Origin of the sequence: Polynucleobacter asymbioticus (assembly GCF_018687575.1) — a bacterium.
Classification (GTDB): Bacteria; Pseudomonadota; Gammaproteobacteria; order Burkholderiales; family Burkholderiaceae; genus Polynucleobacter; species Polynucleobacter asymbioticus_C.
Genome location: NZ_CP061297.1, coordinates 899,021 through 921,312 on the forward strand (window position 1 = coordinate 899,021; position 22,292 = coordinate 921,312).

Annotated in this window: 17 protein-coding genes and 2 tRNA genes; 16 read left to right on the plus strand and 3 right to left on the minus strand. The window is 46.6% G+C overall.

Annotation, left to right across the window (positions count from 1 at the left end; all coding sequences use genetic code 11):
• Positions 1 to 22: 22 nt before the first annotated feature.
• Positions 23 to 922 carry an outer membrane protein assembly factor BamD gene (locus AOC19_RS04455; protein ID WP_435367681.1) on the minus strand — a complete coding sequence of 300 codons (900 nt, stop codon included), beginning with the start codon at positions 920 to 922 and terminating at the stop codon, positions 23 to 25.
• Between AOC19_RS04455 and AOC19_RS04460 the strand changes: the two genes are divergently transcribed.
• The 7 genes from AOC19_RS04460 to AOC19_RS04490 all read left to right on the plus strand — a co-directional run bounded on the left by AOC19_RS04460 (position 916) and on the right by AOC19_RS04490 (position 8,496).
• The gene (locus AOC19_RS04460; RefSeq protein ID WP_215377898.1) at positions 916 to 1,956 is read left to right on the plus strand and encodes an RluA family pseudouridine synthase; all 1,041 of its coding nucleotides are present in this window, start codon (positions 916 to 918) and stop codon (positions 1,954 to 1,956) included. The two genes, AOC19_RS04455 and AOC19_RS04460, sit on opposite strands and share 7 nt — an antisense overlap.
• Positions 1,940 to 2,737 (plus strand): peptidoglycan editing factor PgeF, encoded by a 798-nt coding sequence (gene pgeF / locus AOC19_RS04465; RefSeq protein WP_215377900.1) that lies wholly within the window; start codon positions 1,940 to 1,942, stop codon positions 2,735 to 2,737. Before AOC19_RS04460 ends, pgeF begins: the two co-directional genes overlap by 17 nt.
• An 84-nt stretch (positions 2,738 to 2,821) precedes the next feature.
• Entirely contained in the window at positions 2,822 to 4,453 is a 1,632-nt protein-coding gene (phaC, locus tag AOC19_RS04470; RefSeq protein WP_215377902.1) for a class I poly(R)-hydroxyalkanoic acid synthase, read from the plus strand.
• A 21-nt stretch (positions 4,454 to 4,474) separates the two neighbouring features.
• Positions 4,475 to 5,215: a 3-ketoacyl-ACP reductase gene (locus tag AOC19_RS04475; RefSeq protein WP_215377903.1), complete on the plus strand. Its 741-nt coding sequence runs from the start codon at positions 4,475 to 4,477 to the stop codon at positions 5,213 to 5,215.
• 116 nt (positions 5,216 to 5,331) lie between these two features.
• Entirely contained in the window at positions 5,332 to 5,871 is a 540-nt protein-coding gene (phaR, locus tag AOC19_RS04480) for a polyhydroxyalkanoate synthesis repressor PhaR (protein ID WP_215377905.1), read from the plus strand.
• Between the two features lie 2 nt (positions 5,872 to 5,873).
• Complete coding sequence (rimO, locus tag AOC19_RS04485) at positions 5,874 to 7,232, plus strand: 30S ribosomal protein S12 methylthiotransferase RimO (RefSeq protein WP_215377907.1); 1,359 nt, start codon at positions 5,874 to 5,876, stop codon at positions 7,230 to 7,232.
• Positions 7,233 to 7,311: 79 nt separating this feature from the next.
• Positions 7,312 to 8,496 carry an acetyl-CoA C-acyltransferase family protein gene (locus AOC19_RS04490; RefSeq protein ID WP_215377909.1) on the plus strand — a complete coding sequence of 395 codons (1,185 nt, stop codon included), beginning with the start codon at positions 7,312 to 7,314 and terminating at the stop codon, positions 8,494 to 8,496.
• Between the two features lie 39 nt (positions 8,497 to 8,535).
• Here the strand turns inward: AOC19_RS04490 and serB are convergent, their stop codons facing one another.
• Positions 8,536 to 9,426, minus strand: coding sequence for a phosphoserine phosphatase SerB (gene serB / locus AOC19_RS04495; RefSeq protein WP_215377911.1), 891 nt, complete (start codon positions 9,424 to 9,426; stop codon positions 8,536 to 8,538).
• Positions 9,427 to 9,447: 21 nt separating this feature from the next.
• A complete protein-coding gene (mfd, locus tag AOC19_RS04500; protein ID WP_215377913.1) occupies positions 9,448 to 13,002 on the minus strand; it encodes a transcription-repair coupling factor in 3,555 nt (1,184 codons plus the stop codon).
• Positions 13,003 to 13,025: 23 nt separating this feature from the next.
• Here mfd and ispD point away from each other — a divergent pair, with 23 nt between their 5' ends.
• From ispD to AOC19_RS04545, 9 genes are all read left to right on the plus strand, one after another.
• On the plus strand, positions 13,026 to 13,775 hold the full coding sequence (ispD, locus tag AOC19_RS04505) for a 2-C-methyl-D-erythritol 4-phosphate cytidylyltransferase (protein ID WP_215377914.1): 750 nt from the start codon (positions 13,026 to 13,028) through the stop codon (positions 13,773 to 13,775).
• A 27-nt stretch (positions 13,776 to 13,802) separates the two neighbouring features.
• Positions 13,803 to 14,306 (plus strand): 2-C-methyl-D-erythritol 2,4-cyclodiphosphate synthase, encoded by a 504-nt coding sequence (gene ispF / locus AOC19_RS04510; protein ID WP_215377916.1) that lies wholly within the window; start codon positions 13,803 to 13,805, stop codon positions 14,304 to 14,306.
• Positions 14,307 to 14,387: 81 nt separating this feature from the next.
• Positions 14,388 to 14,474: transfer RNA gene (locus tag AOC19_RS04515), tRNA-Leu, on the plus strand.
• Between the two features lie 57 nt (positions 14,475 to 14,531).
• Positions 14,532 to 15,869, plus strand: a complete 1,338-nt coding sequence (tig, locus tag AOC19_RS04520) for a trigger factor (RefSeq protein ID WP_215377918.1) — start codon at positions 14,532 to 14,534, stop codon at positions 15,867 to 15,869.
• Positions 15,870 to 15,896: 27 nt separating this feature from the next.
• Positions 15,897 to 16,526 carry an ATP-dependent Clp endopeptidase proteolytic subunit ClpP gene (clpP, locus tag AOC19_RS04525; protein WP_015421102.1) on the plus strand — a complete coding sequence of 210 codons (630 nt, stop codon included), beginning with the start codon at positions 15,897 to 15,899 and terminating at the stop codon, positions 16,524 to 16,526.
• Positions 16,527 to 16,552: 26 nt separating this feature from the next.
• Positions 16,553 to 17,914, plus strand: coding sequence for an ATP-dependent Clp protease ATP-binding subunit ClpX (clpX, locus tag AOC19_RS04530; protein ID WP_215377919.1), 1,362 nt, complete (start codon positions 16,553 to 16,555; stop codon positions 17,912 to 17,914).
• A gap of 178 nt (positions 17,915 to 18,092) precedes the next feature.
• Entirely contained in the window at positions 18,093 to 20,525 is a 2,433-nt protein-coding gene (lon, locus tag AOC19_RS04535) for an endopeptidase La (protein WP_215377921.1), read from the plus strand.
• A gap of 117 nt (positions 20,526 to 20,642) precedes the next feature.
• Positions 20,643 to 20,718: transfer RNA gene (locus tag AOC19_RS04540), tRNA-Val, on the plus strand.
• A 105-nt stretch (positions 20,719 to 20,823) separates the two neighbouring features.
• Positions 20,824 to 22,290, plus strand: a complete 1,467-nt coding sequence (locus tag AOC19_RS04545) for a peptidylprolyl isomerase (RefSeq protein WP_215374039.1) — start codon at positions 20,824 to 20,826, stop codon at positions 22,288 to 22,290.
• The last annotated feature ends 2 nt before the right edge of the window (positions 22,291 to 22,292 follow it).

Sequence of the window (22,292 nt, forward strand, 5' to 3'; positions counted from 1 at the left end):
CTGCGCTACTTGATCGATCCTTTTATTTATTCCAGATCTGCCACCAACGACGTTCTTTCTGAACGCGTTGACCAGTAATCATCATCTGGCTATCTGGGAAGTTCAGCTTAAATACACGCGCCGCATCATTGCTGAGGTCAGTCATACCTAGCTTCTCATATGACTTGGTGAGAAGGTAAAGCGCTTCTTCTACAGCAGGTGCACGATCGTAGTCACGAATCACGAGCTGCGCTCTGTTGGCGGATGCTAGATAGGCGCCACGTTGATAGTAAAAGCGAGCTACGATCACATCTGCTTCGGCAAGTGAGTTCACGATGTAGCGCATGCGGTCCAGAGAGTCAGGCGCATACTTGCTATCGGGGAAGCGTTCAACCACCACCTTAAAGGATTCAAAAGCTTCCTTGGCTGCCTTTGGATCTCGCTCGCTTAAATCTTGTCCTGTGAATTTACCGAGCCAACCTAAATCATCATTGAAGCTAATTAAGCCTTTAAGGTAATAGCCATAATCTAAATTAGGGCTGCCCTGATGTAGTTTGATGAAACGATCGATAGCCACTTGAGCTTGGGCCTGCTCTTGAGCTTTCCAGTAACAATAGGCAGCATTAATTTGTGCTTGCTGAGAGTAGGGTCCGAAAGGAAAGCGTCCTTCTAACTTTTCAAAGTATTTGCCGCACCTCGCATAATCGGCATCTCTTAGTTTTTCGGTTGCCTCGGAATACAGCTTTGTCTCTGACCAGATATCGGTGTCATCCTTTTGACCATCACTACCAGCGCATCCGCTAAGAACTAGGCAGGCTGCAGTAGCTCCGACAAATAAAGAAATCAGGGATTTTTTGGAAGATGACCCAACACTGGCAGCAAGCCTTAAACTGGCGTCTGTAATAACGTCCGACATAACTAAAAGGCTCTTTAAGCGTGGCATTGCCGCATACTCCCGATTCGAATCCCATTGATTATATCGATGATGAGGATTTCATAGCCCTAGAAGTTCCCCCTGAGGTCAGTGGGGAGCGTTTGGATAAGTTCCTAGGCGGTGCTTTGCCTGATTATTCTCGTAATCGGCTCAAAGCCTGGGTTGAGGCCGGGGCAGTCACAGTCGATGGAAAAGTCACTAAAGTGCGCCATTTACTCCGTGGAAGCGAGAGTATTAAGGTGTTCCCACAAGAAATGCCCGAACAATTTGCTTTTGCTCCGGAAGATATCCCTCTTGATGTTGTCTATGAGGATGAAGCCATCATTGTCCTGAATAAACCCGCTGGGCTGGTAGTACATCCTGCCGCTGGTAATTGGACGGGAACCCTATTAAATGGCCTATTGCACCGTTTCCCCGAGCTCAAAAACCTCCCAAGAGCTGGAATTGTTCATCGCCTCGATAAAGATACTTCGGGATTAATGGTGGTAGCTCGGACGGATATCGCACAAACCGCACTAGTAAGACAGCTCCAAGAGCGAACTGTTGGACGCCGTTATCTTTCTTTAGTTTGGGGGGAGGCGCCTTCTCAAGGAAAGGTGCTGGCAACTGTAGGTCGCGATCAGCGTGACCGCCTCAAAATGGCCGCTGGCTCTGCCCAAGGTAAACCTGCAGCCACTTTGTTTCGACGCCTGGCTAAAGGCGCATTTTTAGAGAGTCCAGTGGCTTTGCTGGAGTGCCGCCTAGAGACGGGAAGAACCCACCAAATCCGTGTTCACCTCGAATCATTAGGCTTCCCACTATTGGGCGACCCGGTTTACCGTAAAAGAACGCCTGGTGCAGCTAAAACACTACCTTTCGGTCGGCAAGCGCTGCATGCTTATGCTCTCAGTCTGCAGCACCCAGTAACCCAGGAGGTGATGACCTGGTTTAGATTGCCACCTCCAGATTTCATGGAGTTACTGCCTTTGGTTGCCATGGTTGAGGCCGACCTGCCTAAAGAAGACGCCTTGATGGCATCCATCAAAAATGACCAGCGCAATTAAACAGATCAAGCCCAACTGGGATGTGCCGCAGCAAATTAAGGCTTTTTGCACAACTCGGGAAGGTGGAGTTAGCAAGCCTCCTTTCAATGGTCTCAATCTAGGGCTGAATGCGGGTGATCATTTGCAGGATGTTCTGCAAAACCGCAGCATTCTCAAAACATACCTGCCCAACGAACCAATTTGGCTTAAACAGATTCATGGGGTCAAGGTCAGCACCCCGGTCTCAAGACAAAATTTGAGCAATGGCCCATTTGAAGCGGATGCCTCCGTTAGTAATGTTCCAAACGAGGTTCTAGCTATTCTGACGGCCGATTGCATGCCGGTATTGTTTGCAAGTAAGAGAGGTGATGTTATTGGCGCCGCTCATGCTGGCTGGCGCGGTCTCAGTGGTGGAGTCCTTGAAAATACCATCCAAGAAATGTGCTCTCTATCTGCGGGTTTGAGGCCTCAAGACATTACGGCATGGATGGGCCCGGCAATTGGACCTTCAGCCTTTGAAGTTGGTCCAGACGTACTGCAAGCATTTGCCAGTCAATCTCAAGCCATCTTATCGGAGGCGTTTCAGCCTATTGCTGGCAGTCCGGAAAAGTATTTAGCCAATCTATATCTTCTCGCTCAGGATCGCTTGCGTTCTTTTGGTATTAAGCAGATCTATGGCGGAGACTTTTGTACTGTGAATAACCCGACGCATTTCTTTTCTTACCGCAGAGATAAGGAGACAGGGCGCTTCGCTTCCTTAATTTGGATTTCAGACAAAACCCCATCTTCGGGTTATTACTAGCTTAGCCCTAGGGCTAGGGTTAGTGCGTATAACCCTTCCAGCTTTATAGATGGAGAATGGTCTCAATAACTTTACGAGATCATTATGTTTGCAGGTATGAATACAGGTGTAGCGCCGTCATTAGCGCCGCACCACATGGCATTAATTCCGCCGGAACGCTTGGCGGAAATTCAAAAAGAATACTTTGCTGAGTTTGCGCATCTCGCAACAAATCCAGAAGCGATTGAGGTAAAGGATCGTCGCTTCGCCGGCAAAGCATGGCACTCCTCATGGAGCAAGATGATTGCCGCTACTTATTTACTCAACTCCAAGCATTTGCTTTCTCTTGCTTCAGCAGTTGAGGCAGATGAAAAAACAAAGACCAAAATTCTGTTCACCACAGAGCAAATGATTGATGCCTTATCCCCATCTAACTTTATTGCAACCAACCCAGAGGTTCTTGAAAATATTATTAGCACCCAAGGACAGTCTATTCAAAATGGAATAGTCAACTTGTTGGGGGACCTAAAAAAGGGCAAAGTTTCCCTGACTGATGAAAGTGCTTTTGAAGTTGGCAAGAACATTGCAACTACCGAAGGTCAGATCGTTTTTCGAAATGATCTTTTTGAATTGATTCAGTACACGCCGTTAACTGAGACAGTGTATGAGCGCCCATATTTAATGGTGCCCCCTTGTATTAATAAATATTACATCCTAGATTTACAGCCAGATAACTCCGTTGTGCGATATATGGTGGAGCAGGGTCACACGGTGTTTTTAGTCTCTTGGAAAAATCCTGACGCTTCCATGTCGAAGGTGACTTGGGATGACTATGTTGGCGACGGCGTGATCAAGGCGATTGAGGTGGTCAAGGATATTGGTAGCACCGATCAGATTAATGTACTCGGCTTTTGTGTCGGTGGCACTTTAACCTCGACTGCTTTAGCGGTTTTGGCAGCGCGTAAAAAGGATTATGTCGCCAGCTTAACTTTGCTCACTACCTTATTGGATTTCACTGATACTGGAATCCTGGATGTGTTTATCGATGAAGGCATGGTGAAATTACGCGAGAGCACTATTGGCGGTGAGGGCGGCCACTACGGAATGATGTCTGGCTTGGATTTAGGTAATACATTCTCTTTCTTGCGTCCAAATGATTTGGTGTGGAACTATGTTGTCGAGAATTACTTAAAGGGCAATTCACCACCGCCGTTTGATTTGCTCTATTGGAATGGTGATTCAACTAATCTACCGGGTCCAATGTATTGTTGGTATCTACGTCACACCTATCTACAAAATGAACTGGTTAAACCAGGCAAGCTCACTGTATGTGGTGAAAAAGTAGACCTAGGCAAGATCACTGTTCCAGCCTATATTTACGCGTCGCATGATGATCACATCGTGCCCTGGAAATCTGCTTATGAGTCTACCCATATCCTCAAGGGCAAGAATCGATTTGTCTTAGGTGCATCAGGACATATTGCTGGCGTGATCAATCCACCAGCAAAAAATAAACGTCATTATTTTGAAAACAACAAATTGGCCAAGACTGCAGAAGAGTGGTTGGCTGCTGCAAAAGATATTAAGGGTAGTTGGTGGCCTAACTACGCTAAATGGTTAGAACAGTTTGGCGGCAAGAAAATTAAAGCTAGCAAAACGTTTGGTAATGCACAGTACAAAAAACTAGAAGCGGCGCCTGGTAAGTACGTGAAAGAAAAAGTATCCGCTGCTCAATAATATTTTCATAAGGGGAAATACATGTCTCAAAAAATTGCATACGTAACTGGCGGTATGGGTGGTATTGGCACCGCTATTTGTCAGCGACTTGCCAAGGATGGATTTAAGGTTATTGCCGGTTGTGGTCCAAATTCCCCTCGCAAAGATCGCTGGCTTGGTGAGCAAAAAGCGCTTGGTTATGACTTCATCGCCTCTGAGGGTAACGTCTCTGACTGGGAAAGTACTGTTGCTGCATTTGATAAGGTGAAGGCTGAAGTAGGTCGTGTGGATGTTCTAGTCAACAACGCCGGCATTACTAAAGACAGCGTATTTCGCAAAATGACGCCTGAACAGTGGAAGGCGGTCATCGACACCAACCTCAATTCTTTATTCAATGTGACTAAACAAGTGGTTGATGGCATGGCCGATAACGGCTGGGGTCGCATTATCAACATCTCCTCTGTCAATGGTCAGAAGGGTCAGTTTGGCCAATCCAACTATTCCACTGCAAAAGCGGGCTTGCATGGATTTACGATGGCTTTGTCACAAGAGCTAGCTTCTAAAGGTGTGACTGTAAACACAGTCTCTCCTGGCTATATCGGCACAGACATGGTTAAAGCCATTCGTGAAGATGTTCTAGAGAAGATTGTGGCTGGCGTTCCTGTGAAGCGTTTGGGCACCCCAGAAGAGATTGCCTCTATCTGCTGCTGGATTGCTTCTGATGATGGCGGCTACGCCACTGGGGCTGACTTCTCCCTCAATGGCGGCCTGCATACTGGCTAAACAACAAAAAAACGCAGTTTTAGTGGTCTATACATCGGCATATTTACCCTCAGGTCAAACTAGGGATAAACTATGCCGATGTTGCATTGCAGTACCGAGATTTAGGAAAAATACACATGGCCACACGTTCCAAGAAAGCCGGCGATAGCCGCTTGATTAAGAAGTATCCCAATCGTCGTTTATACGATACTCAAACTAGCACTTATGTAACGCTGGCTGACATCAAAAATTTAGTCATGGCCGGTGATGCTTTTAGCGTTGTAGATGCCAAAACTGAAGATGATTTAACCCGCAATATCCTGCTACAAATTATTTTGGAAGAAGAGGCTGGCGGTGCGCCAGTATTTTCTACTCAAATGCTTTCTCAAATCATTCGTTTTTATGGAAATTCCATGCAAGGTTTGATGGGCAGCTATCTTGAAAAGACCATGCAATCGTTTGTCGATATTCACAACAAGTTAGGCGATCAAACTCAAGGCTTAGGTGTGGGTAGCACTCCTGAGGCATGGGCTAAGATGATGAATCTGCAAAACCCAATGATGCAGGGCCTAATGGGCAACTATATGGAGCAGAGCAAAGATTTGTTTGTGAAAATGCAAGAACAAATGCAGAGCTTCCCATTTGCTGGTCAACCTACTAAAACAGAAAAAGAATAGTTGTGGCGGGTAAAGTTGGTTTTGTTTCCTTGGGATGCCCCAAGGCGCTGGTGGATTCGGAGCTCATCCTCACTCAATTAAGTGCTGAGGGTTACGAAACTGCTAAGGATTATTCTGGTGCCGATCTGGTGGTTGTCAATACCTGTGGCTTTATTGATTCAGCAGTAGAGGAAAGTCTTGCAGCAATTGGTGAGGCTTTATCTGAAAACGGTAAGGTTATCGTTACCGGTTGTTTGGGTGCCCGTAAGAATGCAGATGGCAGTGATCTCATTCAGAGTATTCACCCTAAAGTCCTTGCCGTTACAGGCCCTCACGCCACCCAAGAGGTAATGCAGGCTATTCATTTGCATTTACCAAAGCCGCATGATCCCTTTACAGATTTGCTGCCGCCGATTGGTGTCAAGCTCACGCCGAAGCATTATGCATATTTAAAAATCTCAGAGGGATGCAATCACCGCTGTACTTTTTGCATCATCCCCAGCATGCGCGGTGACCTGGTCTCACGCCCCATAGGCGAAGTATTGCTAGAGGCTAAAAAGCTATTTGAATCGGGTGTAAAAGAATTATTGGTTGTTTCACAAGACACGAGTGCTTATGGTGTTGATATTCAATATCGCACTGGATTTTGGGAAGGCAAACCCGTGAAGACTCGTATGTTTGATTTGGTGAATGCTTTAAATCAAATTGCGAGTGAGCATCAAGCTTGGGTTCGTCTGCATTATGTTTACCCCTATCCACACGTTGACGATGTTTTACCTCTCATGGCGGAATTTGCTGAGCATGGCTATGGCGTACTGCCATATCTAGATATTCCATTGCAACATGCTCACCCAGATGTGCTCAAGAGAATGAAGCGTCCTGCTAGTGGTGAAAAAAATATAGAGCGTATTCAAGCTTGGCGTGCAGCTTGCCCGGATCTGGTTATTCGCAGCACCTTTATTGCTGGCTTCCCTGGTGAAACAGAAGAAGAGTTTGAATATCTATTGAATTTCTTGGATGAGGCGCAAATTGATCGTGCCGGCTGTTTTGCTTATTCGCCTGTTGATGGTGCCAGTGCAAATGCCTTGGAGAATCCCGTGCCCGAGCCAGTGCGTGAAGATCGACGAGCACGTTTTATGGCCAAGGCTGAAGCAATCTCAACCAAGCGACTTGCTAAAAAAATAGGCAAACGAGTTCAGGTCATCATTGATCGCGTTGATGAATCTGGTGGAATTGGTCGAACTATAGGCGATGCCCCTGAAATTGATGGTTTGGTGAGGGTTTTACCCCCAAGTAAGCCTTCGAAGCGCTATCGCGTTGGCGAAATCATTAAAGCAACGGTTATTAGCTCCCAAGGGCATGACCTAATAGCCGAAACTTGACTATTGGAATAAAAATGGTGTTTTGGCCTACTCTTGGGGTCAATTTTTTGCCTAATTAGGCGCCGCAAAGGGGATTGATATGAGTCGTGATGTCGTCGTTTTAAGTGCTGTACGTTCTGCAATTGGTGCTTTTAATGGCTCACTAAGTAGCCTTGAGCCATCCGAGCTCGGCGGTATCGTGATGAAGGAAGCGGTGGCCCGCTCTGGCGTAGATCCAGCATTAATTAATTACATTACCGTTGGAAACACTATTCCCACTGATAATCGCTACGCCTATGTCGCTCGTGTAGCCTCCATTCAGGCTGGTCTTCCGATGGAGTCAGTTGCAATGGCTCTGAATCGTTTGTGCAGCTCTGGTTTGCAAGCGATTGTGACAACAGCCCAAGCCATCATGCTGGGTGATTGTGATTATGGCGTTGGCGGTGGTGTTGAGGTGATGTCACGCGGCATGTATGGATCTCCAGCAATGCGCAGTGGTGCACGCATGGGCGATACCAAAATGATTGACTTGATGGTGTCTGTGTTGACTGATCCATTTGGAGTTGGTCATATGGGCGTTACTGCAGAGAACCTCGTTGAAAAATGGAAGCTGACTCGCGAGGAGCAAGATGCTCTAGCGGTTGAGTCACATCGTCGTGCAGCGCATGCAATTAAAGAAGGTCGCTTTAAATCTCAGATTGTTCCAATTACGATTAAAACTCGCAAGGGTGATGTGGTGTTTGACACCGATGAACATTGCAAGCCAGATACCACCATGGAAACTTTGGCGAAGATGAAAGCAGTCTTCAAAAAAGAGGGTGGTAGCGTTACTGCGGGTAATGCGTCTGGTATCAATGACGGCGCTGCATTCTTTGTGTTGGCTGAAGCTGAAGCAGCTAAGAAAGCTGGCCATAAGCCAATCGCTCGCTTAGTTTCGTACGCTATTGCCGGCGTACCGAATCACATCATGGGTGAAGGTCCAATCCCGGCTACCAAGATTGCCTTGGAGCGTGCTGGTCTGAAATTAGATCAAATTGATGTAATCGAATCCAACGAGGCGTTTGCTGCTCAAGCATTAGCTGTGACTAAAGGCTTAGGTCTAGATCCAGCTAAGACCAACGTCAACGGTGGAGCTATTGCATTGGGTCACCCAATCGGTTGCTCTGGCGCTGCAATTGCTACTAAAGCGATTCACGAGTTACATCGCGTTCAAGGCAAATATGCTTTGGTCACAATGTGTATTGGTGGTGGACAAGGTATTGCAACCATTTTTGAGCGCCTATAAATAGCTTTCATTTACTGCTGAAGCCAAACTCTTCGTGAGTTAGGCAATCAGCAGTAAAGCAGCATCCAAGCCGACTCGGTCAAAAGCCGCGTCGGCTTTTTCTTTGACAATGGGTTTTGCTTTGTAGGCTATGCTGATGCCAGAACCTTGCATCATCGGCAGATCATTAGAGCCATCGCCCATGGTGATGGCGTTCTGCTTATGGCAATTCATCAGAACGCAGGCTTGCTCTAGGTAGGTATTCTTAGCTGCGCCATCAACAATATCGCCAATCACCTTACCCGTTAGTTTGCCGTCGATAATCTCTAGGGTGTTTGCTTGGGTTTGCTTGAAGCCCAACTCCTGCTGGAGTTTTTGGGTAAAGAAAGTGAAGCCTCCAGAAACGAGTAGGGTGTACAAGCCCCTAGCATTTGCTCCAGCCAGTAATTCAGCAGCACCAGGGTTAGGCCGTAAACGTTCGCGATAGACTGAGTCCAAAACATCGGCTGATACACCTTCTAGAAGAGCCACACGTCTACGCAGGCTTTCTTTGAAGTCTTTAATCTCACCACGCATAGTAGCTTCCGTAATTTCAGAAACTGCTGCCTTCTTTCCTGTGAAATCAGCAATCTCATCAATGCACTCAATATTAATCAGAGTGGAATCCATATCCATGGCCAACACTTTGACCTCAGCTGTTTTAAGACCTGGGGATAGAAAAGCTAAATCCACACTGTGTTCGGCGGCAATATCCCGCATTGCCACTCTGGCTTCGGGTAGTAAGGTATGTGAGCAAGCCCAGCGGCCAGTGAAGTATTTCGGGTGGACTTGTTCTTTTTTGTCTCTGGCAATATCAATGCCTAAGACTTTTGCATGAGCAATCAATGCAGTATTTAATTCCACCGGAATCGGAGCGTTGGCAAGAGCTACTAGTGTGAGGTGACTGGACATGGTTAGTAAGCGTTAAAAAAATTAATTGGCTTGAGCAGTATTAAGCATCGCAGATTCATTCAGGCTTCTGAGAATTTTCCTGATATGGTCTAGACGTTGCTCTAGTTTCTCAAAATCCTTCTCTTTTTGGGGGAGTATTTTTAATTTATCTTGCCCATTAAGCTGGATGTACTTTGACGACTGAATCAATTGAATGATCTTCATTGGATCAATCGGGGGATTCGGGATGAACTGAATTTGAATCGACGTTGGGCTGGCATCAATCTTTTTGATGCCAAAGCCATCCATCTCCAAGCGGAGGCGATGGGTTTCATATAGGGATTTAGCCTGGTCTGGCAAATCTCCATAGCGATCTACTAACTCTTCACGCAAGCCCATGAGTTCGGAGAAATCATTTGTACCGGCAAAGCGTTTGTACATAGAGAGTCGCTCATGTACATCGGGACAGTAATCATTCGGAAATAGGGCAGGCACACCTAAATTCACATCGGTAGTTGCCTGTAGCGGAGAAAGCAAGTCCGGCTCTTTCCCGCTACGCAGAGACTTAACAGCCCGATTAAGCATTTCGGTATACAGCTGAAATCCGATTTCATGAATTTCACCCGATTGTTTGTCGCCCAATACTTCACCAGCACCACGGATTTCTAAATCGTGCATTGCTAAATAAAAGCCAGAACCGAGTTCTTCCATCGCTTGAATGGCATTTAAACGCAGTTGCGCTTGCTTGCTGAGTGCCTCAGGATCTGGCACCAGTAAATAAGCATATGCCTGATGATGCGAACGACCGACGCGTCCACGCAATTGATGTAACTGCGCAAGTCCAAATTTATCTGCACGATGCATGATGATGGTATTGGCTGTTGGAACGTCAATACCGGTTTCAATAATGGTGGTACACAGCAGAATATTAGTACGTTGTGTCACAAACTCACGCATGACTGATTCCAATTCGCGCTCGTGCATTTGCCCGTGCGCTACGCTAATGCGTGCCTCTGGAATCAGTTCTTGTAAAGCATGCTTACGATTTTGAATAGTTTCAACTTCGTTATGTAGAAAATAGACCTGTCCACCACGCTTAATCTCTCGAAGAACTGCTTCACGAATAACGCCATCACCTTCGCGCCGCACAAAGGTTTTAATGGCCAAGCGTTTTTGTGGTGCGGTAGCAATCACAGAGAACTCACGCAGGCCTTCCATCGCCATACCAAGAGTTCTCGGAATCGGTGTAGCAGTCAAGGTCAGTATGTCGACCTCAGCACGCAATGCTTTGAGCGCATCTTTTTGTCGTACTCCAAAGCGATGCTCCTCATCCACAATCACCAATCCCAGGTTGGCAAACTGTGTTTCCTTAGATAACAACTTATGCGTACCAATAATGATGTCAGCTTCACCTTTAGCAATCGCCTCGAGTGCAGCATTGATTTCTTTGGTCGTTTTAAAGCGTGAGAGCTCAACAATGCGAACAGGCCAATCAGCAAAGCGATCTTTCCAGGTTGCGACGTGTTGTTCTGCGAGCAGGGTAGTTGGCGCCAAGATGGCTACTTGCTTGCCACCCATGACCGCAACAAAACTGGCGCGTAAGGCAACCTCAGTTTTACCAAAGCCCACATCTCCACACACTAGTCGATCCATTGGCGTACCGCTGGTCATATCTCCAATCACTGCAGCAATCGCATTTGCTTGATCGGGAGTTTCCTCAAAGCCAAAGCTTTCAGCAAATGCAGCGTAATCATGAGCAGAAAATTCAAAGGCGTGACCTTTGCGGATAGCTCTTGCAGCATATAGACTTAAAAGTTCTGCAGCAGTGTCTCGAATTTGCTGTGCAGCTTTACGTCTTGCCTTATCCCACTGACCAGACCCCAATTGATGTAATGGTGCTGAGTCAGGATCGGAGCCTGCATAGCGCGTCACCATCTGCAACTGTTGGACTGGAACATAAAGAGTGGCATCTTTGGCGTAAACCAAGTGCAAGAACTCTTCAAAAATAGGCTCGTCTTTTGGAGGCGCTAAATTCAGGAGAACTAAACCTTGATATCGACCAATCCCATGATCAGAGTGAACCACGGGATCACCAATCTTGAGTTCAGACAAATCTTTGAAGAGCATGTCTGGATCAGCGCTCTCGCTTTCTTTACCCTTGCGCCGTTGGCGTGCAGTTGACGTAAAGAGCTCAGCCTCGGTAACGATGATGAGATTCTCTGCCGGCCAAGTAAAGCCATTAAAGAGTTGCGCTGTTACAAGACCAAATAGGGCATCGCTCTTAATAAAATCTGCAACACCTTCGAAACCTTCCGGCTTTAATGGGTAAAGCGGTTTGCCATTCTGGCCGGCAACTGAATTACTCTCTTCAAAGAGTTGGCGAATCGATTCTTTACGGCCATTGCTATCGCTACAGATGAGCACGCGCACTTTTTCTTGAGAGACTAATGCGCGCAAGCGATTAATCGGATCAGCGTCACGGCGATGTACTGCTAAATCCGGTACGGCTAAAAATTGTGGAGCCTCTTTAGCTTCCTTATCTGCCTCTTTATCCAATGACAGGCGAGCATTGGGTTTGGCAGCGCTAAAAAATTGATCTACATCGAGGAATAGCTCTGCTGGCGGAAGAATGGGGCGATCAAGATCATGTTTGAGGAATTCATATCTAGAGAGCGTGTCTTTCCAAAAGCTCTTGATGGATTCTTCAACATCACCAATGCTGACCAACCAAACCGGATCGCCAGAGCGGGGGAAGTAATCAAAGACGGTTGAGGATTCCTCAAAGAAGAGAGGTAGGTACGACTCGATACCAGCACTAGGGATTCCCAGGTTCGCATCTTTATAAATTGAACAACGCGTTGGATCACCCTCGAATACCTCGCGCCATCTGCCTCGGAAGGCGGTACGAGAAGCATCGTCAAATGGAAACTCATGACCCGGCAAGAGACGAACCTCTTTAACGGGATACAGGCTACGCTGCGTATCTGGATCAAATGCTCGAATTTGCTCAATCTCATCGCCAAAAAGATCCAGGCGATAAGGGAGGCTTGAGCCCATTGGAAATAAATCAATCAAGCCGCCGCGAATACTGTATTCACCAGGGCGCATGACAGAACTGACGGGGTCATAACCGGCTTGCTGCAACTGCAGTTTTAGGGCTGCTTCATTGAGACTGTCACCTTGTCTAAAAAAGAAGGTGTGTCCTGATAGAAAGTTTGGCGGCCCAAGTCTTTGTAATGCCGTAGTGATCGGCACTAAAACGATGTCACAACTGCCATTCAGTAATTCATAAAGCGTGGCCAGTCGTTCTGACACCAAATCTTGATGTGGTGAGAAGTGGTCATACGGCAAGATTTCCCAGTCGGGTAGCAGCCGCGTCTTGAGCTGCGGTGCAAATGCTGGGATCTCCTCTAAAAGGCGCTGGGCTTCCTGTGCCTGAGCACAAAAGATGACCATGACCGAGAATTCAGCTCGATAGCGTAGGGCGGATTGGGCGATTAAGGCGGCATCAGAAGAGCCAACTAAGCCTGAAAAGGTAAAGCGCTGCCCAGCCCGCGGTGCGGGTATGGGGGGTGCTAGTTTTAATGCATCAGACATCTGTGCTCATTATAGAATCAGGTATGGACGCAGTAATTCAATCTTCACCCCAATGTCATGCCTTGTTACCTACAGCTGGGACTGGGTCTAGGCTCGGCGGTGTCTTGCCAAAGCAGTTTCAGGAGTTGGCAGGTAAGCCGATGCTGTCCTATGCCTTGGAGGCGTTTGCTAAGACTCCCGAAATTAATTCAATTTGGGTTGGTGTGAGCCCTGGTTTCATTGACAATCCCATTTTGAGTGCACTTTCCAGTAATTCCACTGCTATTCGATTTCTGCCAAGCGGCGGCCCAACTCGACAAGAAACCGTCAGAAATACTCTGGCAGCCATGCTCAAAGCTGGCATTCCCGAGACCGATTGGGTCTTAGTGCACGATGCCGCTCGCCCCGGAATCTCTCCTGCGCTCATTCAAAAGCTGATTCATGCTGTGACTCAAGCTGGTGAGGGCGGCCTATTAGCAATGCCATTGGCTGACACCCTAAAAATGGCTGATGCCAACTCGGCTATTGCCGGCAACCCCAATAGGGCAATGAAGACGATTTCTCGAGATCACCTTTGGCAAGCCCAGACACCTCAGATGTTCGGTTTAAAGCGCCTTCATGATGCAATTGAAGAGGGGATTCGTCTTGAGGCAGACATTACAGATGAGGCCAGCGCTATTGAGCTCTCGGGCTCTAGCCCCTTACTAGTAGAGGGTGCAACCTGCAATTTCAAGGTAACCCACCCAGCCGACTGGGATTTAATGCAAACCATCTTGCGAGCCTGCGATAAATAAGCCCTCAAAATACATCACGACAACTTAATGACCTCAAACGCCCCCCAAATCCCCCAATTTCGCATCGGCCAGGGTTATGACGTTCATGCTCTAGTTGAAGGTCGAAAGCTCATCTTGGGAGGCATTCATGTTCCCAGCGACAAAGGCCTGTTAGGCCATTCTGATGCCGATGCTTTGTTGCACGCTTTAACCGATGCGCTGCTGGGGGCGGCCGGACTCAATGATATTGGTCAGTTATTTCCAGATACGGATCCCCAATTTAAAGATATGGATAGCCGAATCTTGCTGAGAGCTGCTCTGCAAAAGGTTCAGGCAGCCGGTTTTCATGTCGGTAATGTGGATGCAACGATTATTTGTCAAAAGCCCAAATTAGCCACTTTTCTGCCGGATATGGTCCGTAATATCGCGTCTGATTTAGCGGTTACACCAAGCCACGTCAACCTCAAAGCCAAGACCAATGAATCGCTTGGCCATTTGGGGCGAGGCGAGGGCATTGCAGTTCATGCTGTGGCTTTGCTCTACAAGGTCTAAATATCCTCCAAAACCGCTAAGCATTGTAGAATTACGGTCTTTAGAGTGAAGCTTCAGCTCGGTAGTGTTTGCGGAATTCGCGCGAGGATGGCGAAATTGGTAGACGCACCAGGTTTAGGTCCTGACGCCAGCAATGGTGTGGGGGTTCGAGTCCCCCTCCTCGCACCACAAGATAGCTACTTGGCTTGGGCTTCACATATTCCGATTTTCAATTAAGAGACGAGAATGGCTGTGCAGATAGAAAATTTAGGTCAGTTAGACCGCAAAGTGACCTTAGAGTTCGCTCGTGCCGATTTGGCTAAGGCAAGAGAAGACCGTTTGGCTAAATTGGGTAAAACCATGAAGGCTCCGGGCTTTCGTCCAGGCAAAGTGCCTAAGAACATGGTCGAAAAGCAATATGGCATGCAAGTGGATTTCGAGCTTCAGTTCGATAAAGCTCAAGAGCTCTTCTATGACTTAGCGCAAAAAGAAAAAATTCTATTAGCTGGTCAGCCCCGTCTAGACCCTAAATCAGAATTAGACGCAGACAAAATTGTGTTTGATGCTTACTTTGAAGTATTGCCAGAAGTAAAAATTGGCGACTTTAGTAAAGCAGAAGTAACTAAGTACACAACGGATATCTCTGATGCAGAAATTGATCGCGCATTAGATGTATTACGCAAGCAGCAAGTTCATTACCATCCACGTGGCGAAGCTGGCCCACATGGTGATGGCGGCGCAAATACCGCTGCTCAAGCGGGCGACCAAGTGGTGATCGACTTTGTTGGCAAGATTGACGGTGTTGAATTCGCTGGCGGCAAAGCGGAGAACTTTGAATATGTTCTTGGTGAAGGTCGCATGCTCCCAGAATTTGAGGCTGCAACATTAGGCCTCAAGGCGGGTGATAGCAAGACTTTCCCATTAAGCTTCCCAGCCGATTACCACGGCAAAGATGTTGCTGGTAAGACAGCGGATTTCACTATTACTGTGAAGTCAGTCAATTGGGCGCACTTACCAGCTGTTGATGATGCTTTCGCGTTGTCTTTAGGCGTAACTGAAGGTGGCGTTGCCAAGATGCGCGAAGAAGTAAAAGAAAATTTAGATCGCGAAACGAAGCGTCGCATTACTTCCTTGTTAAAAAGTGAAGTAATGGAGAAGCTCAATAGCATTTGCGAACTGGATGCACCAAAATCTTTGGTTGCCCAAGAGCAAGAGCGTTTGGTCGAATCTGCTCGTCAAGACTTGATGCAGCGTGGCATTCCAAATGCTAAAGATGCGCCGATCCCTGCTGAGATGTTCGCTGAGCAAGCCCTTAAGCGTGTTCGTCTTGGTTTGATTTTGAGCGACTTAGTAAAACAGCAGAATCTAGCTGCCACTGCCGACCAAATCAAAGCTGAAATTGATGAGCAAGCGGCAACTTACGAAGATCCAAAAGAAGTGGTTCGTTGGTTCTACAGCAATCCAAGCCGCCTGAAGGACATCGAGAACTTGGTACTTGAAGATAACGTGATTAAGTATTTCACTTCACAAGCTAAAGTGATCGATAAAGCGGTTACTTTCGAAGAACTCAGCAAGCTTAACTAAGCAATACATTAATAAAGGTCTGATCACATGAACCAGAATCATTTCCAATCTGAGAATTTAGAGCCCAAAGGTTTGGGTTTAGTTCCAATGGTCATTGAAACCTCTGGTCGAGGTGAGAGGGCCTATGACATTTACTCTCGCTTACTCAGAGAACGCGTTGTTTTCTTAGTTGGCGAAGTAAATGATCAAACTGCAAATTTAGTTATTGCTCAGTTACTCTTCCTAGAGAGTGAAAACCCAGATAAAGAAATTTCTCTGTACATCAACTCTCCCGGCGGTTCTGTATCAGCTGGCTTAGCAATCTACGACACGATGCAATTCATCAAGCCACATGTCAGCACTTTGTGTATGGGTATGGCTGCCAGTATGGGTGCATTCTTATTGTGTGCTGGCGAGAAGGGTAAGCGTTATGCATTGCCCAATTCACGCGTGATGATTCATCAGCCATTAGGCGGTGCACGTGGCCAAGCTTCTGATATTGAAATTCAAGCACGTGAAATCCTATATCTACGTGAGCGTTTAAATAAGATTCTTGCTGATCGCACTGGTCAATCTATTGAAACAATTGCTAAAGACACAGATCGAGATAACTTCATGTCTGCAGACCAGGCTCAAGAGTATGGCCTGATCGATAAAGTCATCGACAAGCGCCCTTAATCTACCTCCACACTTAGATTGCCATCTTGAGCGAAACAAACAACACCAATAGCGCAGACAAAATTCTGTATTGCTCCTTCTGCGGCAAGAGTCAGCATGAGGTGAAGAAGCTGATTGCTGGACCTTCTGTATTTATTTGCGATGAGTGCATTGACTTATGCACCGACGTCATTCAAGAAGAGTTGGCAAAACTTCCCAAAGCGGAAGGTGATGACGCATTACCAACTCCCCATCAGATTCGTGAGAATTTAGATCAGTATGTCATTGGCCAAGATCATGCCAAGAAGACGTTGGCGGTAGCGGTCTATAACCACTACAAGCGTTTGCAGTATTTGCCAAAACCTAAAAAAGAAAAGTTAGACAAAGACGGCAAGCCTGTTGAAGCTGCTGACAAAAAAGAATCCAAGACTCCCGCTAAAGCAATGGTGGACGGTGTTGAATTGGCAAAGAGCAATATTTTGCTGATTGGCCCAACGGGTTCAGGCAAAACATTACTAGCGCAGACCTTAGCGCGTATGTTGGATGTGCCTTTCGTGATGGCTGATGCTACAACATTAACTGAGGCAGGTTATGTTGGTGAAGACGTAGAAAACATCATTCAAAAACTATTACAAGCTTGTGACTACAACGTAGAAAAAGCCCAGCGCGGCATTGTGTACATCGATGAGATCGATAAGATCTCTCGCAAGTCAGATAACCCGTCCATTACCCGCGATGTGTCGGGTGAGGGCGTTCAGCAAGCCTTGTTAAAGCTAGTTGAAGGTACGATGGCCTCTGTGCCTCCGCAAGGTGGCCGTAAGCACCCAAATCAAGACTTCCTGCAAGTGGATACAACCAATATCCTATTTATTTGTGGCGGTGCTTTTGATGGTCTTGAGAAGGTGATTCAGCAGCGTACTGCGAAGACTGGCATTGGATTTAATGCTACGGTTCCCGGTAAGGATGATCGCGGTGTTAGCGATCTCTTAATCGAAGTGGAGCCAGAAGATCTCATCAAGTTTGGCCTCATTCCTGAGTTGATTGGTCGTTTACCAGTTGTGGCCACTTTGGCGCAATTGGATGAAACGGCTTTGATCCAAATTTTGACTGAGCCTAAGAATGCCCTGGTTAAGCAATATCAAGCCCTATTGACCATGGAAGGCTCTGAGCTAGAAGTTCGTCCAGCAGCACTCTCAGCCATTGCTAAGAAAGCCATTGCACGCAAGACTGGTGCTCGAGGCTTACGCTCCATTCTTGAGGGATCCCTCATGGACGTGATGTACGACCTACCATCCTTGAAGAATGTTCAAAAGGTAGTCATAGATGAAAATACGATTGCTGTAGGCGGAAAGCCGATTTTGGTCTACAAGCAGGGTGAGGAATCTACAGAAATGAGCAAAAAAGCCTAATTTTTGGTCTTTTTTGCTGTTTTCACAGGGTTTTTGCTCACTTTTCGCGTATTTACCCCTTGTTTTTCACTAGGTGGCACCCATATAGGTAGTATCCTATTCTTAATTAATGTCCGTATGTAGTGGTACGGCATTTTTAGAGAATTTTACGGAATGACTATTTTGGAGGAATTGCCCTATGCCTGGCCACTTATTACTACCCTCTGAACCTATTCAACTACCACTTCTCCCTTTAAGGGACGTCGTAGTGTTTCCACACATGGTGATTCCACTATTTGTGGGTCGCCCAAAATCAATCAAAGCCTTAGAAGCAGCCATGGAAACTGGCAAAAACGTGCTTTTAGTAGCCCAAAAGACTGCCGCCAAGGATGAGCCAGGTGTCGAGGACCTCTATGAGGTTGGTTGCATCGCCAATATTCTTCAAATGCTGAAGTTGCCAGATGGCACCGTCAAGGTTTTAGTTGAGGGTGTTCAGCGAGCTGAAGTCAGCCAGGTTGAGGATAGCCAAGGCTATTTCGGCTGTGAAGCTACGCCAACTCCAATGTCCTCCTTAGATGCTCATGAGACTGAGGCATTGCGTCGCGCCATCATGGCTCAGTTTGATCAATACGTAAAACTCAATAAAAAAGTTCCTCAGGAGATTTTGTCTTCACTGGGTGGTATTGATGATCCAAGCCGTCTGGCCGATACGATTTGCGCTCATCTTCCAGTTAAGCTTGAGCAGAAGCAACGCTTGCTTGAGATGACCGATGTAGTACAACGCTTAGAGAGTCTCTTAGCCGATCTCGAGAGTGAGATTGATATCTTGCAAGTTGAGAAGCGCATTCGTGGACGTGTGAAACGTCAGATGGAGAAAAGTCAGCGCGAGTACTATTTAAACGAACAAGTTAAGGCCATTCAAAAAGAATTAGGTGAGGGCGAAGAGGGTGCTGATCTCGAAGAACTTGAGAAGCGCATCAAAGCTGCGCGTATGCCGAAAGAAGCATTGAAGAAAGCAGAGTCTGAGCTCAAGAAGCTCAAGCTCATGTCGCCAATGTCTGCTGAGGCAACGGTGATTCGTAATTTTATTGATACCTTAGTCACTCTTCCGTGGAAGAAAAAAACCAAGATCAATAACGACCTAGCTAATGCCGAAAAAGTCTTGGATGAAGATCATTACGGACTTGATAAGGTTAAAGAACGCATCCTGGAATATCTCGCAGTTCAACAGCGTGTTGATCGTGTTAAGGCTCCGATCCTCTGTTTAGTTGGCCCTCCAGGTGTTGGTAAAACCTCTCTCGGTCAATCTATTGCACGCGCAACAAACCGTAAGTTTGTGCGCATGGCCTTAGGTGGCGTGCGCGACGAGTCTGAGATTCGCGGCCATCGTCGCACCTATATCGGCTCTATGCCAGGCAAGATTCTGTCTAGCTTGACCAAGGTAGGCGTACGCAATCCTCTGTTCCTTCTGGATGAAGTAGATAAGATGGGCATGGATTTCCGTGGCGATCCTGCTAGCGCCTTGCTGGAAGTTCTAGATCCAGAGCAAAACCACACATTCCAAGATCACTATGTCGAAGTTGATTTTGATCTGTCTGATGTGATGTTTGTTGCAACATCGAACTCTTTGAATATTCCTGGCCCATTGCTTGATCGCTTAGAAATTATTCGTCTTGCGGGCTACACCGAAGATGAGAAGACAAGTATTGCGATCAATTATTTAATTCCTAAACAGATTAAAAATAACGGTCTTAAGAAGGATGAGTTGAAGATCGAAGAATCTGCTGTTCGCAGCATGATCCGTTACTACACACGTGAAGCTGGTGTGCGATCTTTAGAGCGTGAAATCAGCAAGATCTGCCGAAAAGTAGTGAAGTTGCTACTTCTCAAGAAAGAAGCTGCACCTGTTACCGTGAATGCGGACAATTTAGAGAAGTTCCTCTCAGTCAAGATGTATGACTTTGGTCTTGCTGCAAAAGAGAACCAAGTTGGCCAGGTAACGGGTTTAGCTTGGACTGAAGTTGGTGGCGATTTGTTGACCATCGAAGCAGCAGTGATGCCCGGTAAAGGTGTGATTACACGTACTGGCTCGATCGGTGATGTGATGAAGGAGTCAGTCGAGGCGGCAAAGACCGTAGTCCGCTCTAGAGCGAGAGCTTTGGGAATCGCTGATGAAGCCTTTGAGAAGAAGGATATTCACATTCACTTCCCAGATGGCGCAACACCTAAAGACGGTCCATCTGCCGGCATCGCAATTACGACGGCCCTGGTGTCTGTATTTACAGGTATTCCAATCCGCTCTGATGTGGCAATGACCGGTGAGATTACTTTGCGAGGTGAAGTGCTTCCAATTGGTGGCTTAAAAGAGAAGTTACTAGCTGCTCATCGTGGTGGTATCAAGCTAGCCTTGATTCCCGAGGAAAACGTCAAGGACTTGATTGACATTCCAGATAACGTGAAGAATGCGATTGAAATTGTGCCGGTACGCTGGATCGATAAAGTTCTCGAGTTGGCTTTAGAGAGAAAACCGGTTGCTTTGCCAGATCCGACGCCAGAAGAACTTGCTAAAAAGGCTGCTGAAGCTAGCAAAGCCAATGAAAAGATTTCTTCTGGAGAGGCTCTCAAGCATTGATAGCTAGGGATATTTGAGGGATTTTGAGTCATTTTGTACGCTTTATTTAAGTTCATTTTGATGAAGAATCTCTCTTTTATTCCCGCACTAGGTTACAATCTCGTCTGTATTAATTTGGGGCGCTTAGCTCAGATGGTAGAGCGTCTGCCTTACACGCAGAATGTCGGCGGTTCGATCCCGTCAGCGCCCACCAGTTTCCCAGATCGCATTTGTTTTCCCTCTCTTAGGCTTTCTAGTTCCTCTAGACCTTCAGCCTAGTACACTCGCATCATTGACTTTATTTTCGAGCGATTAATTCATGTTTGATTCCGTACGTAAGCACCAAAGAGTTTTGCAGTTTGTATTGATGCTATTTATTGTTCCGTCTTTTGCTTTATTCGGGATTTCGAGTTATTCCGAATTTATGGATAAAGAAACCGATATTGTTAAGGTCAATGGCAAGCCTATTACTGCACAAGAAGTTGATGTAGCTGCAAAACGTCAGGCTGAGCGTGTTGGTGGTAATGCACAAATTGCACAAAGCCTGCCATTTCGTCAGGCAATCCTCAATGAGTTACTACAACAACGCATCTTGGGTTTTGCAGTGAGTGATTTGCGTTTGCAAGTCGGCAAGCAAGAGCTAGTGAATAGCCTGCAAAAGATTCCTCAGATTCGCGCTCTATATCGTCAGGATGGCACGTTTGATGACGTCCGTTTTAAGCAGCTATTGGCTAGTAACGGTATGAATGAGGAACAGTTCTATGCCGGCCAGAGTTTTGATTTAAAAATCCAGCAGTTAGTGAATTCAGTAGCCCGTACAGAACTTGCTAGCCCAAAATTATCTGAAGTTGTCTCATCGTTATACGAGACTGAGAGACAGGTTCAGACCCTCCAGTTCAATGCTAAAGATTACTTGTCTAAAGTGAATCCAAGCGCCGAAGAGTTACAGGCTTTTTACGAGGCTAATGCTAAGTTATTCGAGCGCCCTGAATACATTGATGTTGAGTACATTGTCCTCAAGGCTGATCCCAAGGAAGATTCCAAAGCCTTTAATGAAAAAGCCGATCAATTTGCGAATATGACTTATGACCAGTCTGATAGTTTGAAGCCTGCTGCTGATAAATTGAAGCTCAGCATCCAGACTCAGAAGGGCGTTACTCGTGGTGGTGCTCCTGGCGTATCCAGGGATCATCCTTTAGCCAATCCCAAGGTGGTTCAGTCGCTTTATGGTGACGAGGCCCTGAAGAACAAGCGAAATACTGAGGCTGTACAAACAGCACCGGGCGTATTTGTATCGGCTCGCGTGGTGACTTTGCATCCCGCTCAAATCATGCCTTACAAGGATGTTGCTGCAGAGGTGAAGCGTCAGGTTAGCCAACGTGCTGCAGAGAAGCTAGCTATTGCCGCCGCGAGTGAGAAATTGGCTGCCCTTGAAAAAGATCCGAAGAATGCTGCTGGGTTTGGTGCTGCTAACTGGATTTCCCGCAATAAGCCTGGTAGCTTAGTGGGCCCATCGATGGATGAAGTCATGTCGGTCAATGCTGATAAATTACCCGCTGTAGTTTCGGTCTCCAATCCTGGTGTAGGTACAACTATTTACCGTATAGATTCGGTCCGTCAACCGACATCAGTGGATGCCAAAGTTCATAAGGCACAAGCGCAACAAATTCAAGCTTTGGCAGCACAGTCAGAATTTGCTGGCTTCATGGCTTATTGGCGCAATAGTGCCGGAGTTAAAGTCATCAATCCACTCAAGCAAGCAAGCTCAGCTAGCGCAGGTAGTTAAGG

Coding starts and splice junctions, on each gene's coding strand:
- AOC19_RS04455 (WP_435367681.1), bottom strand. CDS start 922: ATGCCACGCTTAAAGAGCCTTTTAGTTATGTCGGACGTTATTACAGAC.
- pgeF (WP_215377900.1), top strand. CDS start 1,940: ATGACCAGCGCAATTAAACAGATCAAGCCCAACTGGGATGTGCCGCAG.
- phaC (WP_215377902.1), top strand. CDS start 2,822: ATGTTTGCAGGTATGAATACAGGTGTAGCGCCGTCATTAGCGCCGCAC.
- AOC19_RS04475 (WP_215377903.1), top strand. CDS start 4,475: ATGTCTCAAAAAATTGCATACGTAACTGGCGGTATGGGTGGTATTGGC.
- phaR (WP_215377905.1), top strand. CDS start 5,332: ATGGCCACACGTTCCAAGAAAGCCGGCGATAGCCGCTTGATTAAGAAG.
- AOC19_RS04490 (WP_215377909.1), top strand. CDS start 7,312: ATGAGTCGTGATGTCGTCGTTTTAAGTGCTGTACGTTCTGCAATTGGT.
- serB (WP_215377911.1), bottom strand. CDS start 9,426: ATGTCCAGTCACCTCACACTAGTAGCTCTTGCCAACGCTCCGATTCCG.
- mfd (WP_215377913.1), bottom strand. CDS start 13,002: ATGTCTGATGCATTAAAACTAGCACCCCCCATACCCGCACCGCGGGCT.
- ispD (WP_215377914.1), top strand. CDS start 13,026: ATGGACGCAGTAATTCAATCTTCACCCCAATGTCATGCCTTGTTACCT.
- ispF (WP_215377916.1), top strand. CDS start 13,803: ATGACCTCAAACGCCCCCCAAATCCCCCAATTTCGCATCGGCCAGGGT.
- tig (WP_215377918.1), top strand. CDS start 14,532: ATGGCTGTGCAGATAGAAAATTTAGGTCAGTTAGACCGCAAAGTGACC.
- clpP (WP_015421102.1), top strand. CDS start 15,897: ATGAACCAGAATCATTTCCAATCTGAGAATTTAGAGCCCAAAGGTTTG.
- lon (WP_215377921.1), top strand. CDS start 18,093: ATGCCTGGCCACTTATTACTACCCTCTGAACCTATTCAACTACCACTT.
- AOC19_RS04545 (WP_215374039.1), top strand. CDS start 20,824: ATGTTTGATTCCGTACGTAAGCACCAAAGAGTTTTGCAGTTTGTATTG.